This is a genomic window from Kitasatospora sp. NPDC087271 (genome assembly GCF_044744605.1).
Taxonomy (GTDB): Bacteria; Actinomycetota; Actinomycetes; order Streptomycetales; family Streptomycetaceae; genus Kitasatospora.
In genome coordinates, this window is sequence record NZ_JBIUYQ010000006.1 from 275,751 (window position 1) to 288,493 (window position 12,743).

At 72.6% G+C, this 12,743-nt stretch carries 14 protein-coding genes; 4 read left to right on the forward strand and 10 right to left on the reverse strand.

All coding sequences use genetic code 11. The annotated features are described in order from the left end of the window. Positions 1–52: 52 nt before the first annotated feature. A complete protein-coding gene (locus ACIO9K_RS13370; protein ID WP_400329412.1) occupies positions 53–271 on the reverse strand; it encodes a DUF397 domain-containing protein in 219 nt (72 codons plus the stop codon). After that, positions 268–1,101, reverse strand: coding sequence for a helix-turn-helix domain-containing protein (locus ACIO9K_RS13375; RefSeq protein WP_400329415.1), 834 nt, complete (start codon positions 1,099–1,101; stop codon positions 268–270). Before ACIO9K_RS13375 ends, ACIO9K_RS13370 begins: the two co-directional genes overlap by 4 nt. A 137-nt stretch (positions 1,102–1,238) precedes the next feature. Between ACIO9K_RS13375 and ACIO9K_RS13380 the strand changes: the two genes are divergently transcribed. The 3 genes from ACIO9K_RS13380 (at position 1,239) to ACIO9K_RS13390 (ending at position 3,130) form a co-directional block, all read left to right on the forward strand. Beyond that, the gene (locus ACIO9K_RS13380; RefSeq protein ID WP_400329418.1) at positions 1,239–1,577 is read left to right on the forward strand and encodes a hypothetical protein; all 339 of its coding nucleotides are present in this window, start codon (positions 1,239–1,241) and stop codon (positions 1,575–1,577) included. Beyond that, positions 1,574–1,768, forward strand: coding sequence for a hypothetical protein (locus ACIO9K_RS13385; RefSeq protein WP_400329421.1), 195 nt, complete (start codon positions 1,574–1,576; stop codon positions 1,766–1,768). Before ACIO9K_RS13380 ends, ACIO9K_RS13385 begins: the two co-directional genes overlap by 4 nt. A 252-nt stretch (positions 1,769–2,020) precedes the next feature. Next, on the forward strand, positions 2,021–3,130 hold the full coding sequence (locus ACIO9K_RS13390) for a hypothetical protein (protein ID WP_400329424.1): 1,110 nt from the start codon (positions 2,021–2,023) through the stop codon (positions 3,128–3,130). Between the two features lie 16 nt (positions 3,131–3,146). Here ACIO9K_RS13390 and ACIO9K_RS13395 read toward each other — a convergent pair whose 3' ends face one another. The 6 genes from ACIO9K_RS13395 to ACIO9K_RS13420 all read right to left on the reverse strand — a co-directional run bounded on the left by ACIO9K_RS13395 (position 3,147) and on the right by ACIO9K_RS13420 (position 8,560). Further along, entirely contained in the window at positions 3,147–4,046 is a 900-nt protein-coding gene (locus tag ACIO9K_RS13395; protein ID WP_363625478.1) for a Gfo/Idh/MocA family oxidoreductase, read from the reverse strand. A gap of 34 nt (positions 4,047–4,080) precedes the next feature. Further along, complete coding sequence (locus ACIO9K_RS13400) at positions 4,081–4,749, reverse strand: O-methyltransferase (protein ID WP_400329427.1); 669 nt, start codon at positions 4,747–4,749, stop codon at positions 4,081–4,083. A 126-nt stretch (positions 4,750–4,875) separates the two neighbouring features. Continuing rightward, complete coding sequence (locus ACIO9K_RS13405; RefSeq protein ID WP_363584801.1) at positions 4,876–5,541, reverse strand: DedA family protein; 666 nt, start codon at positions 5,539–5,541, stop codon at positions 4,876–4,878. Between the two features lie 202 nt (positions 5,542–5,743). After that, on the reverse strand, positions 5,744–6,556 hold the full coding sequence (locus ACIO9K_RS13410; protein ID WP_363625474.1) for a class I SAM-dependent methyltransferase: 813 nt from the start codon (positions 6,554–6,556) through the stop codon (positions 5,744–5,746). A 154-nt stretch (positions 6,557–6,710) separates the two neighbouring features. Then, entirely contained in the window at positions 6,711–7,505 is a 795-nt protein-coding gene (locus ACIO9K_RS13415) for a spermidine synthase (RefSeq protein ID WP_400329604.1), read from the reverse strand. Between the two features lie 53 nt (positions 7,506–7,558). Continuing rightward, complete coding sequence (locus tag ACIO9K_RS13420) at positions 7,559–8,560, reverse strand: alpha/beta hydrolase (RefSeq protein ID WP_363625472.1); 1,002 nt, start codon at positions 8,558–8,560, stop codon at positions 7,559–7,561. A gap of 247 nt (positions 8,561–8,807) precedes the next feature. On the opposite strand from ACIO9K_RS13420, the gene ACIO9K_RS13425 reads away from it, so the two are divergent. Continuing rightward, complete coding sequence (locus tag ACIO9K_RS13425; protein WP_363584795.1) at positions 8,808–10,214, forward strand: selenium-binding protein SBP56-related protein; 1,407 nt, start codon at positions 8,808–8,810, stop codon at positions 10,212–10,214. Between the two features lie 60 nt (positions 10,215–10,274). Here the strand turns inward: ACIO9K_RS13425 and ACIO9K_RS13430 are convergent, their stop codons facing one another. Together ACIO9K_RS13430 and ACIO9K_RS13435 are read right to left on the reverse strand one after the other, a co-directional pair. Beyond that, positions 10,275–11,567, reverse strand: a complete 1,293-nt coding sequence (locus ACIO9K_RS13430) for a globin domain-containing protein (RefSeq protein WP_400329432.1) — start codon at positions 11,565–11,567, stop codon at positions 10,275–10,277. A gap of 139 nt (positions 11,568–11,706) precedes the next feature. After that, positions 11,707–12,594 carry a helix-turn-helix transcriptional regulator gene (locus ACIO9K_RS13435; protein WP_363625468.1) on the reverse strand — a complete coding sequence of 296 codons (888 nt, stop codon included), beginning with the start codon at positions 12,592–12,594 and terminating at the stop codon, positions 11,707–11,709. Between the last annotated feature and the right edge of the window lie 149 nt (positions 12,595–12,743).

The following is a 12,743-nucleotide window of genomic DNA, read 5'->3' on the forward strand; positions in this document are numbered from 1 at the left end:
GCCGCGAGCCCCCGGACCAAACGGTCCGGGGGCTCGCGGGTGAGGCCCTGAATCAGATGTCGCCGAACTCGCCGGCGGCGGTCGCGGCAACGAAGGATCGCCATGCGTCGGGAGGGAAGAGGAGAGCGGGCCCTTCCTGGTCCTTCGAGTCGCGGACGGGAACGACGCCAGGGAAGTCGGGGGCCACCTCGACGCAGTTGCCGCCGTTCTGGCTGTAGCTGGACTTGACCCAGCCAACGCCGGTCAGAGCTGCATGGTCGGTGCGGGTCATGATCGGAGGTCCTTCCGAGCTGCGCGGATCATTTCGAGGGACACCACATCCGAACTGGCGCCCATCTGAAGCCGATCGTAGTCCCTGGCCCACGCCGTGACCGTTTCAGTTTCCCTGGTCAGGAACCCACGCGCTTGCGACTCTGCGTACCCCAGCATGCTGCGGTCAGGCATCGTCAGCAGCACCACCGGCAGAGCGAGGGATCTACGCTCACCCATGGAGAACGGCGCCACCTGGATGATAGTCCTCGGGCGCTCGAACAGCTCTACCAAGCAGTCGAGTTGATCCCTCATGACGGTCGCACCACCCACCAGCCTTCGGATACAACTCTCGTCCAGCACCGCGTGAACGAGCGCCACATCTTTACTGTCGAGCCGCTGTTGACGAGTGAGGAGATACGAGACTCGCCCCTCAGCCTCCTCCGCCGTGATGGCCCCTCGTCTCACATCGGCCGCCGCCAACGCCTCAGCGTAGGCCCTGGTCTGGAACAGCCCAGGAACAACACCCAACTCGAACTGCCGCAGCTCAACCGCCTTTGCCTCGTGCGCCGCATACTCCGGGAAACCTTCCAGCAGGGATCCCCCACCGCTGAGGCTCCAATAGGTCAGCTCCAGCGTCCCTCCAGTGTTCAGAACCCGATCGACCTCAACCACCCAGTCGAGTGTGGGACTGCGCGTCCCTCTTTCGAGGTTCGAAATCTGACTGTCACTCAGCGACGTAAGCCTGCCAAGCTCGGCCTGGGTCATACCAGCCGCCTGGCGGGCCTTGCGAAGTTGGGCGCCGAACGCCGCAAGGGGGGATGCCGACGGATTGAGTTTCGTCTCACGCATAATCACACCTCCGACGCCACCTGAATCCCATGGCGAAGACTGTCAAGTGGGAAAGCCTTCCGATCCTAAGCGCTCGCACGCCACTATGGCTACAGCCGGTGAGAAGTCGGATGCGATGTGCTACCGCGGAGACAGTCATGCCCCCCAACACCCCCACCCACAACTTCCAGGTCGTCACGTACCTGGCCAAGACCAGCTCCGGCTTCCCCGAGCGCGAGTTGCGCAGGTGCGAGGCCTACGCGCACGCCTTCAACTGGGACATCGCCCTGATCGTCGTCGACGACGAAGTCGACGCGAAGGGGCCCGAGCGGCGCCCTCTCCTCCAGGCCGCCCTACAACGCCTCCTGGACAACCGGGCCGGCGCGATCCTCGTCCCCAGCAGGTCCGCGATCTCGCCGATCGAGGGCGAGTTCAACGAGTTCGCCGAGCGCGTGGAGAAGGCCTCCGACTTCATCCAGGTGGCGACCCGACGATGACCGGCCGCTACACCATCGTCCCCGCCGACGCCGCCCACGGCGCCTCGTACCCGGTCTGGATCGTCCGCGACCACACGACCCGTCAGTGGGTGAAGGCCCTGCCCCCGGCCGACGAACCGTTGCGCTTCTTCTCCTACGCCCGAGCCCGACTCTGGGTCCTCAGGAACACGTCCGCCACGGAGGTCACGTGATGGCCGTCCAGCGCAACAGGTACGAGGTCCGCCTGATCGACTCCACGAGTCCGCACTTCCTCCTCCTGGAGTGCTGGGGCCTCTGGGACCACGAGCGCCACGAACACATCCGCGCGCCCGGCTCCTCGGACCGGATCAGGCGCTTCTGCACCATCGCGGCCGCCGAGGCATTCCAGCGGCACCTGGCCTCCGCCGCCCCACAACCCAGCGCCCCGCGCCGCGACTGCTCCGCCGGACCGCCACAATGTCGCCATGAGGATGATCCACACCCTGGCCGGCGCCCTGCTGCTCCTGCTCATCGTCGGCAGCATCCTGCGCACGCTGGTCGTCCCGCGCGGGCTGTACTCGGCACTGGTCAGCCGGCTCTGGCGGGTGCTGCGGACCGTGCTCCGGCTCTACGCGACGCCGTTCCGCTCCTACTACGCGCAGGACCGGGCGCTGACCTGGCTGGCACCGCTGATCCTGCTCGGCATGCTCGGGGTGTGGCTCAGCGGCATGCTGCTCGCCTACACCCTGCTGCTGCACGGCACGTCCGAGCTCAGCTGGTCGGTGTCCATCCGGGAGGCCGGATCCAGCCTCTTCACCCTCGGCTACGCCAGCGGCGAGCGCCTGCAACTCTCGGCGATCGACTTCATGGCCGCCGCCAGCGGGCCGCTGGTGATCGCCCTCCAGATCGCCTACCTGCCCACCCTCTACGCCGCCTACCAGCGGCGGGAGACCGAGGTGACGCTCCTCCAGTCCCGGGCCGGCGAGCCCGCCTGGGGCCCGGAGCTGCTGGCCCGGCAGTCCCTCGTCGACACCGAAACCGCCCTCCCCCAGCTCTACCGGGACTGGGAACGGCTGGCCGCCGACATCGGCGAGAGCCACTCCAACTACCCGGTGCTGCTGTCCTTCCGCTCCCCGCAGCCGAACCGCAGCTGGGTGGTCGGCCTGATCGCGGTGCTCGACGCGGCCGCCCTCCACCTGGCGCTCTGCCCGCGCTCGGCCCCGCCCGAGGCCCGCCTGGTGCTGCGCGCGGGCTTCACCGCGCTGCGCGACATCGGTCGCTCCGTGCGGATCGACTTCGACCCGGACCCGGACCCGGACGTCCCGATCCGCCTGACCTACACCGAGTACATCGGCGCCGTCGCCATGATCACGTCCGCCGGTTTCCCCCGCGAGCGCCCGGTCGACGAGGCCTGGCAGCACTTCCACGGCTGGCGCGTCAACTACGAGGCGCTGGCCTACGAACTCGCCCGCCGCGGCGACGCCGTCCCCGCCCTGTGGACCGGGCCGCGCGACTTCCACGCCCCCGTCATCCCTCCGGCCCGCCCCACCGACCGCCGCCCGGGCCCGACCAACCCCACCCTGCCGCCGGTCTGACCTCCGTCGACGGGCGTCAGACCGCCACCGGTGCGCCCGTGGCCAGGGAGTGGTCGGCGCCGGCCAGGATTTCGACCACGCGCAGGCCGAACTCCGCGTCACAGGGGTGCGGTTGGCCGGTGGCGGCCGAGGCCTGGAGGGCGTCCAGGGCGCGGTGCAGGGCGGCGGCCGGGCCCTCGACGCGCTCGGGCAGGTGGGCGATGCCGTGCTCGCCGCGCAGTTCCAGGCCGGCGCCGCCGGCGCCGACCGGCGCGGTCAGGCTCAGTGCCAGGGTGCTGGAGGCGCCGTCGGCGTGCCGCAGCACCAGGTGGACGGTGTCCAGCGGGCCGGCCACCGCCGTGACCTGCGTCGCGTCGCCGAGCACCGGCAGCAGCACCGACAGCGCGTGCGGGCCGACGTCCCACAGCGCGCCCTTCTCCTCGCGCCACGGCGAAGCCGCGTACGGGCTGGTGCTGCCGGGGGCGAACACCGAACCGAGCCAGTCCGAGCGGCCGGTGAACCAGCCGCCCAGCGCCGCCTGCTGCTCGATCCACGGGATCTGCTCCCCGCCGAAGCGGACGGTGAAGAAGACCACGGAGGCGACCCCGTGGGCCCGGACGGCCTCGGCCACGGCCTGCGCGTCCGGCACGGTCAGCGCGACCGGCTTGTCCAGCAGCAGGTGGCAGCCCGCCTCGGCGGCCCGAACCGCGAGGCCCGCCTGCACGGTCGGCGGCAGCGCGATCGAGACCGCGTCCACCTCGGCGAGCAACTGGTCGAGGTCCGCGTAGCCGGGGACGCCGTACGCCCCGCCGAGGGCCGTGGCCGCCTCGGGCCGGCGGGCCCAGACGCCGGTGAACTCCAGCCCGGGGTGCTCGGCGAGGACGGGTGCGTGCACCCGCTCCGCCCAGGGGCCGGCGCCCAACAGTCCGATCCGCACGATGTCTCCGTTCCTCCGTGGTACTTGAAAAGGTTCAGCCCTGTACGCGGGCCAGCGTGAAGCCGTCGTAGCCCTTGCTGCCGACCGTCTGCACCGACGTGGCGGTGACCCTCGGCTCGGCGGCGATCAGGTCGTGCAGGGCCCGGGTGCCGACCACGGCCGGGTCGGTGCTGTCCGCGTCGGCGACGGCACCGCCGCGCACCACGTTGTCGACGATGATCAGCGAGCCCGGCCTGGTCAGCTGGAGCGCCCGCCGGAAGTACTCGGGGTTGCTGGGCTTGTCCGCGTCGATGAAGACCAGGTCGAAGGGCTCCACGCCCTGCTCCACCAGCGCGGCCAGGGAGTCGGCGGCCCGGCCGAGCCGCACCTCGGCGACCTTCTCCAGCCCTGCGCGCGCGATGTTTCCCCGGGCGACCTCGGCGTGCTTCGGGTCGATCTCCAGGGTGATCAGGGTGCCGTCCGCGGGCAGCGCCCGGGCGAGCCAGATCGCGCTGTACCCGCCGAGCGTGCCGACCTCCAGGATCCGCCGCGCGCCCTGGGTCAGCGCCAGCAGGTGCAGCAGCTTGCCCTGGTTGGGGGCGACGGCGATCTTCGGCAGCCCGGCCGCGTCGGCGGCGGCGGCCGAGGCGTCCAGCGCCGGGTCGTGCCCCACCAGCTGCTCGGAGAAGTACGCGTCCACGGCATCCCACGTCGACTGGGTCATCGGGCCCTCCAGTTGTGCATGATCGGCAGGTACCCGCCGATGCTACTCCGGGGGCCCGACAGCCCCGCCGGGCTCAGTGCAGACGCCTCGTCACTCCGCTTACGCCGCTCACTCCGCTTACGCCGCTCACTCCGCGACGGGCGCCTTGGCGGCGGTCGCCGCGGCGGCCGCCTCCTCCGCCTCGATCTTGGCGTGGGTCTTGGCGGCCCGGCGCTTCATGAACCAGGCCGAGGCGCCGCCGATCAGCACCGCCGCGGCCAGGCCCGCCCAGGAGAACCGGGACAGCCAGGGCTCGATGCTCTTGCCGACCTTGTAGACCAGCAGTGTCGTGCCGCCGGCCCAGACGATGCCGCCCAGCACGTTGGCGATCAGGAACTTCCAGTACGGCATCTTCAGCGCGCCGGCGAGCGGCCCGGCGAAGATGCGCAGCAGGGCGATGAAGCGGCCGAAGAAGACCGCCCACATCCCCCACTTCTGGAAGGAGCGCTCGGCGGTGGCCAGGTGGGACGGCCCGAAGTGCTTGGGGAACTTCCGTCCGAGCTTCTCGAACAGCGGCTTGCCGCCCTTGCGGCCGATCGAGTAGCCGATCGAGTCGCCGATGATCGCCCCGAGGATCGCGACCACCGCGATCCACTCCGGGCTCACCACACCCTTGACCGCCATCAGGGTGGCCGTGACCAGCGCGATCTCGCCGGGCAGTGGGATGCCCAGCGACTCCAGCCCGATGATCAGGCCGACCAGGGCGTACACCGCGGTCGGTGGGACGCTCTCGATCCAGGCGTCGATGTGCAAGGCCAGTACCTCCGTGGCAGGTCGGAGCCGGCGCGGCCCTCAGCGGTGCCGCACGCCGGTTCCGGCAGTTGTCCGATGGCGGCAACGCGGCCGCTTCCCCATAAGGGCAGCCTAACGTGCCGGGCGGCCTGTCCCCCCGGCCGATCACCCGTGGTTACGACGTGCGGTGGTGCCCCATGGTTCCCGCGTGACCAGCCGTTCTTCAAGATCCGGCAAAGCGAAGTGCGACCACGGACGGCCGCGCGTTCACCCGGCGCACGAGCGGCAGCAGGGCGCGCAGCAGGCCCCGCCCGCCCTCCGGGTACACCTCGCGCACGTCGGTCACCGCCGGGTGCGCGGTGGCCAGCTTGCCGCGCTCGTCCGCGTCCATGCCGAACGGCATCGGCGGGGCCTGGTAGTGCCGGGTCCGCATCTTGCCCTGGACGGTCCGGGCGCTGAACCAGCGCGGCACCGCGTCCAGCACCATCGACCCGCCGGGGAACCGCTCGGCGCAGGCCGCGACCAGTGCCCGCACCTCCTCCGGCCGCAGGTACATCAGCAGGCCCTCGGCGCAGATCATCACCCCGTGTGCCGGATCCACCTCGTCCATCCAGCCCGGGTCGGTGACCGGGCAGGCGAGGATCCGGCGCCGCTCGTCCGGCGGCAGCAGCCGCTCCCGCAGCGCGGCCGTCTCCGGCAGGTCCACCGACAGCCAGTCCGCCCGGCCGTTGTCGACCCGCCACGCCTGGGTCTCCAGGCCGTCCCCGAGACCGACCACGGTGCCGCGCGGGCAGCGGGTCAGGAAGTCCGCCACCTCACGGTCGAAGCAGGCCGCCCGCAGCGCCTGCAACTGGCTGACCAGCGCGCCCTCCCCGAAGCGCTCCGCGAACGGGAAGTCGATCCGATCGACCAGCTCGACCGCCTTCGGGTCCTCCAGCACCGTGTCCGGCCGACGCGCCTCCACCGCGCGGTGCCACAGCGTCCACAACGCCGTCTCCGGCACCTCCGCCAACTCCGGCCGCTCCCCGCCGCTCATCGCTCACTCCTTCGGATGTGCTCCGCGCTGGACCTGCTCCGCGCCGGACGTGTTCCGCGCTCGGCGTGCTCCACGCTCGACGTGCTCCACGCTCCGGCCCGAACCCGCCGATTCTGACACCCCGGACGCGGGGACGCTCGGGCCGCCGCGCCGCTCAGCCGATGCTGAACGCGCCGTCCGGCGGGGGCGGGGAGTCGGTGGCGTCGGCGTCCGTGACCGGGGCGGTGCGTCCGACCAGGGCGGCCAGGTCGGCGCCGTCGGTGAGGCGGGCCGGGAAGATGTCGCCGGCCAGCAGCCGGGTGAGCTCGGCGGCCGGGAGCGGCGCCGTCGAACCGGCGAGCAGGATGTTGCCGTACCGGCGGCCCCGCAGCACCGGGGCCTCGGCGACCAGGCAGGTGTACGGGAACACCGCGCCGACCGTCGCGGCCTGGGCCCGGGCGAAGGCCAGCGGCGGGCCGTCGGCCAGGTTGGCGGCGTAGCAGCCGCCGGGGCGCAGGGCGGCGGCGGCCAGCCGCAGGAACTCCACCGAGGTGAGGTGGGCGGGGGTGCGCGAGCCGTGGAAGACGTCCGCGATGACCAGGTCCCGGCTGCCGGGCGGGGTCTCGGCGAGGGCGGCGCGGGCGTCGCCGACGGTCGCGGTGATGTCCGCGCCGGGCCCCTGCCAGGGCAGGTGCTCGGCGACCAGGTCGAGCAGCGGCCCGTCCACCTCGACCACCCGCTGGCGCGAGCCGGGGCGGGTGGCGGCGAGGTAGCGGGGCAGGGTGAGCGCGCCGCCGCCGAGGTGCAGCGCGTCCAGCGGCTGCCCGGCGGGGGCGAGGGCGTCGGCGAGGTGGCCGAGCCGCCGGGTGTACTCGAACTCCAGGTGGGTCGGGTCGGCGAGGTCGACGTAGGACTGCGGGGTGCCGTCCAGGGTGAGCAGCCAGCCGCCGTCCCGGTCGAGGTCCGGCATGAGCTTGGCGAAGCCGAGGTCGGTGTGGCGCCCGACCGGCACCGGCTCGTCCGTCACGCGCTCTCCCCCACGGCCTGGGCGTCCACCGGCCGGACGTCCGCCAGTCGGACGTCGAGGTAGGCGGCGAGCCAGCGGTCCAGTTCGGCGAAGGCCTGGGTACGGGCGGCCTCGCCCGAGAGCACCAGGTCGTGCATGCCGCCCTCGATCCGGACGATGGTGACGTGCCGGCCCAGTCGCGGGCCCTGGCCGGCGATGTCGTCGGCGCGCAGCACGGCGTCCGCGTGGTGCAGGGCGTTGTGCCACTTGGTGGTCGCGATCGACCTGGTCGACGCCATCAGCAGCACCGGCACGTCGATCCCGAGCCCGTGCCGCAGCTGCCGATGGCCCTGGTGGATGGCGGCCAGCCAGCCCGCGTACAGCGGGAAGCCCTCGGCGGGCTTGAGGGCGAGGTCGAAGTCCCACTCGCCCCGGTGGTCCTTGTGCAGGCTGTGCGTGTAGTGCGGGTTGAGCGTCGACGGCAGCACGCGGGTGGGCGCCAGCCGGCCGATCGCGGTGACGGCCGGGCCGCCGACGGTCCGCACGGCGGGCGCGGCCGGCATCGACAGGAACGGGCTGTTCAGGAACAGCCCCTCCACCAGGCCGCGCCCCGAGCGCCGCCCCGCCCACAGCGCGCCGATCAGCCCGCCGGTGGAGTGCCCGTTCAGCAGCAGCCTCCGGTGCCCGTCCACCTCGCGGATGATCCGCACCGCCTCGTCGATCTCCTCGTCGTACTCGGCGAGGTCGCGCACGAAGTTCGGCGACTGGTGCGGGCGCAGGGAGCGGCCGTACTTGCGCAGGTCCAGGGCGTAGAAGGAGAACCCGAGCGCGGCGAAGTGGTCGGCGAGGTTGGTCTGGAAGAAGTAGTCGTTGTACCCGTGGATGTACAGCACGGCCCGCTCCGCCCCCGGCACCAGACGGCGCACCAGCGTCGCGCAGACCTCCCCCTCGGCGTCCGGCCGCAGCGTCAGCTCGGCCGTCTCGTAGGGGGCACCCAGGATGTCTTCCCGAAACTCCATCTGCGCCGCACCCGTCCTCATGCTCGACCTGCCGTCCGTCGCAGGTGTTCTTGATCCAGGACCCCGACAATACCGGCCGGTAGCCCGGGGCTGCCTGTCGGGCGGCGCTCTGCGGGGCACCGGTGTGACCCGGCCGTCCGCGCCTCCTGATCGCTCCCCGTGCGCCTGCTGTGCGCCGGTGGTCATGTGGAACGCTACCCGGACAGATCCAACTCCGGTTATCACGCAGGCGAGTTGAGGAGAACACATGCCGCAGGCCGGCCACACCGATCCGTCGCTGTACCGTTCGGCCGCCGAGGCGATCGCCGCGCCACCGGAGACGCTGGCGTACGTCGCCGGGTTCGACCGGGCCGGGGAGCGGCCGGACGCGCTGCTCACCGTGGACACCGATCCGGCCTCGGCGAGCTACGGGAAGGTCCTCAACTTCGCCGAACTGCCGACGCTGGGCGACGAGTTGCACCACTTCGGTTGGAACGCCTGCTCCAGCGCACTGGCGCACGCCTGCCACGAGAACCCCGAGCGGCGCTACCTCCTCCTCCCGGGCCTGCGCTCCTCGCGGCTGCACGTGATGGACACCCGGCCCGACCCCGTCCGGCCGCGCCTCGTCAAGACCGTCGAGGCGGCGGAACTCGCCGCCAAGGCCGGCTACTCGCGCCCGCACACCCTGCACTGCGGGCCGGACGGGGTGTTCCTGTCCTGCCTGGGCAGCGGGGACGGGAACGACGGGCCCGGCGGGGTGGCGCTGCTGGACCACACCACCTTCGAGGTGCTGCGCGCCTGGGAGACGGAGCGCGGGCCGCAGCACTTCGCGTACGACGTCTGGTGGCACCTGGGGACGAACGTGGGGGTGACCAGCGAGTGGGGCACGCCCTGGATGGTGGAGGGCGGGGTCGTCCCGGAGCTGCTGCTGGGCCGCAAGTACGGGCACGCGCTGCACTTCTGGGAGCTGGACTCGGGGCGGCACCTGCAACGGGTCGACCTCGGCGACCAGTACCAGATGGTGCTGGAGCTGCGCCCGGCGCACGATCCGCAGGCGGAGTGGGGCTTCGCCGGGGTGGTGACCAACGTCGAGGACCTGTCCGCCTCGGTCTGGCTCTGGTACCGGGAGGGCCCGGCGTTCACCGCGCGCAAGGTGATCGAGATCCCCGCCGAGCCCGCCAAGACGGAGGACCTGCCGCCCGCGCTGCAACCGTTCGGCGCGGTGCCGCCGCTGATCACGGACATCAACCTGTCGGTGGACGACCGCTGGCTGTACGTGTCCGCGTGGGGCACCGGCGAGCTGTTCCAGTACGACGTGTCGGATCCGTTCCACCCCAGACTCGCCGACTCGGTGCGGCTGGGCGGGGTCGTCGCCCGCACCCCGCACCCGGCCGCGCCGGGACGCCCGCTGAGCGGCGCCCCGCAGATGGTCGAGATCAGCCGGGACGGGCGCCGTCTCTACCTCACCAACTCCCTCTACGGCGCCTGGGACGACCAGTTCTACCCGGACGGCATCGAGCCGTGGATCGTCAAGCTGGACGCCGACACCGAGGCGGGCGGGTTGAGCGTCGACGAGCGCTTCTTCCCGCACGGCGCCGACTTCCGGGGCCTACGGGTACACCAGACCCACCTCGCGGGCGGCGACGCCTCCTCGGACTCCTACTGCTACCGGTAGGACGTCCAGCGGCCCGTACGGCCTACCGGTAGGACGTACCACTACCGGTAGGCCGTACGGCTAGCGGGCGAGCGCCTGGTCGTAGCGGACCTGGGCCAGGGGCAGCCCGGCGGCGAGCAGTTCGGAGCGGACGGAGGCGACCATGCCGGCCGGGCCGCTGACGCAGGCGAGGTGCTCGCGCCAGTCCCCGGCGCCCGCGACGGCGTCGGCGAGCCGGCCTGCGGTGACCGGGGTGAGCGCCAGCCAGGGCTTGTGCAGGCCGAGTTCGGAGAGCGCGGACCAGTCGTAGAGGTCGCCGCGGTCCCGGGCGCCGACGAACAGGTGGACGCGGCGGCCGCGCGGGCGCCGGGCGGCCTGCTGCTCGACGATGGCCTTCATCGGGGCCAGGCCGGTGCCGCCGGCGACCAGCAGCAGGTCGCGGGTGTCGTCCTCGGGCAGCAGCCCGCCGCGCGGCGGGCCGAGGCGCAGCCGGTCGCCGACGGCGGTGCGTTCGACGAGGGCCGCGCTGACCCCGTCCGGCCCGGTGCGCCGGACGTGGAACTCCAACTCGTTGTCGGCGCGCGGCGCGCAGCCCATCGAGTACTGCCGCCAGGTGTGCGGGAGCGTCGGGTGCTCGACCGTGCCGTACTGTCCGGCCCGGTACGGGTAGGGCTCGCCGGTGCGCACGCGCAGGACGGCGAGGTCGGGGCGGCGGCGCTCGTGGCCGGTCACCACGGCGTGCCAGTACGGGGGTTCGGTGAGCGCGGAGTCGGCGCCGGCCGTCATCGCCGCGACGGCGAAGCGCAGCATCCGGACCCAGGCCGCTTCCATCTCCCCGGTCCACCGGGCGGCCGCCCGGTGCCGGATCGCCGCGCACAGGGCCTCCTCGAAGGCCTCGTAGTGGACCGGCCGGACGCCCAGTTTGCGGTGGTCGCGCCCGAGTTGGCGCAGGGTCGAGGCCAGTTCGGCCGGGTGGTGGAGGTGGTCCACCAGATGGCGGAGGATCCGCTCCAGGTGGGCCTGCTGGAACTCCATCGAGGCGGGGAAGAGCGGACGCAGGTAGGGGCGGCGGCGGAACATCACCGCGTAGAGGTGGTCGATCAGTTCGGAGAGCGGTTCGAGCAGGCCGAGGTCGCGCCGGATCAGCCGTTGGTCGGCGGCGCCGTCGTAGCCGCCTGGCCCGCCGGTGCCACCGGTGCCGCCGGTGCCGCCGTACGCGCCGGCGCCGGCGCCGGCGCCGGCCGAATCGGGCCCGAACGGCGAGGCCGGGGTGAGGAGTTGGCGGCGTAGCCGCATCGCGTGGTGGCGGGCGATCAGCCGGTCGTACTCGGCGGTGGTGCCGCTGGTGGTGTTTCCGCTGGTGGTGGTGTCCATGACCCGTCCAGTCAATCGCCGCCCGGTTACCGGCGAGAAGGGCCGATGGCCCCGATCGGACCCGGGACCATCGACCCCTTGACGGGAAGACCCGACGGGAAGGCCCGACGGGAAGGCCGGGCAGGGAGGCCCCGCGTCGCTACCGGGCGGGATCGGCCGGGGTCGCCTCGGCGGGCTCGGGGCGGAACTCGGTGGCCGCCCAACTGGCCAGCAGGCGCAGGGATTCGGCGGAGCTGGAGCCGGGCTCGGCGTGGTAGGTGACGAGCACCTGGTCGACGTCCCCGGCCGGGCGCAGCGTCTCGTACTGGAGGTTGAGCCGGCCGACCACCGGGTGGTGCAGCCGCTTGGTGCCGTGGCCCTTGTCCTGGATGCTGTGGGTGGCCCAGAGGCGGCGGAAGTCGGCGCTCTTGAGGGAGAGTTCACCGATCAGCGAGGCGAGCCTGGGGTCGTCCGGATCCCGTCCGGCGTCCAGCCGCAGCATGCCGACGACGTCGGTCGCCTTGCCGTCCCAGTCCTCGTAGAGCTCGCGGGAGGCCGGTTCGAGGAAGAGCTGCCAGGCCATGTTGCGCTGCTCGGGCTGCATCGCGGCGAAGTCGCCGAGCAGGGCGGTGCCGAGCCGGTTCCAGCCGATGATGTCCAGGCGCCTGCCGAGGACGTACGCGGGCACGCAGTCCATCGCGTCCAGGAGCTGCTGGAGCGCGGGCCGGACCCGCTGCGGGCGGGCGGCGGCCCGGCCGGGGCGACGGCGGACGGGCCCGGTGAGCCGGCCGAGGTGCTCGCGCTCAGCGGGGCTGAGCCGCAGCACGCGGGCGATGGCGTCCAGGACGGCGGCGGAGACGCTCTCGCCGTGGCCCTGTTCGAGCCGGGTGTAGTAGGCGGTGCTGACTCCGGCGAGCAGGGCCAGCTCCTCGCGGCGCAGGCCGGGCACCCGCCGCCGGGTGGTGCTGTCCGGCAGGCCCACGTCCTCGGGCCGCAGCCGGGCGCGGCGGGATCGGAGGAACTCGCTGAGTTCGGTGCGCTGGTCCATGTCTGCAGTATGCGGGGAATCCGGGCGGCGGGGGCGGGGGGAAGGGTGATACCGCCGTGCGTACGTTCCGTGGTCGTACGTCCGGGGTCCCTAGGCGTGGCGTACGTACGAAAGGCTCTGGTCTGGCTGGTCGCGCCGCACCGGCGCAG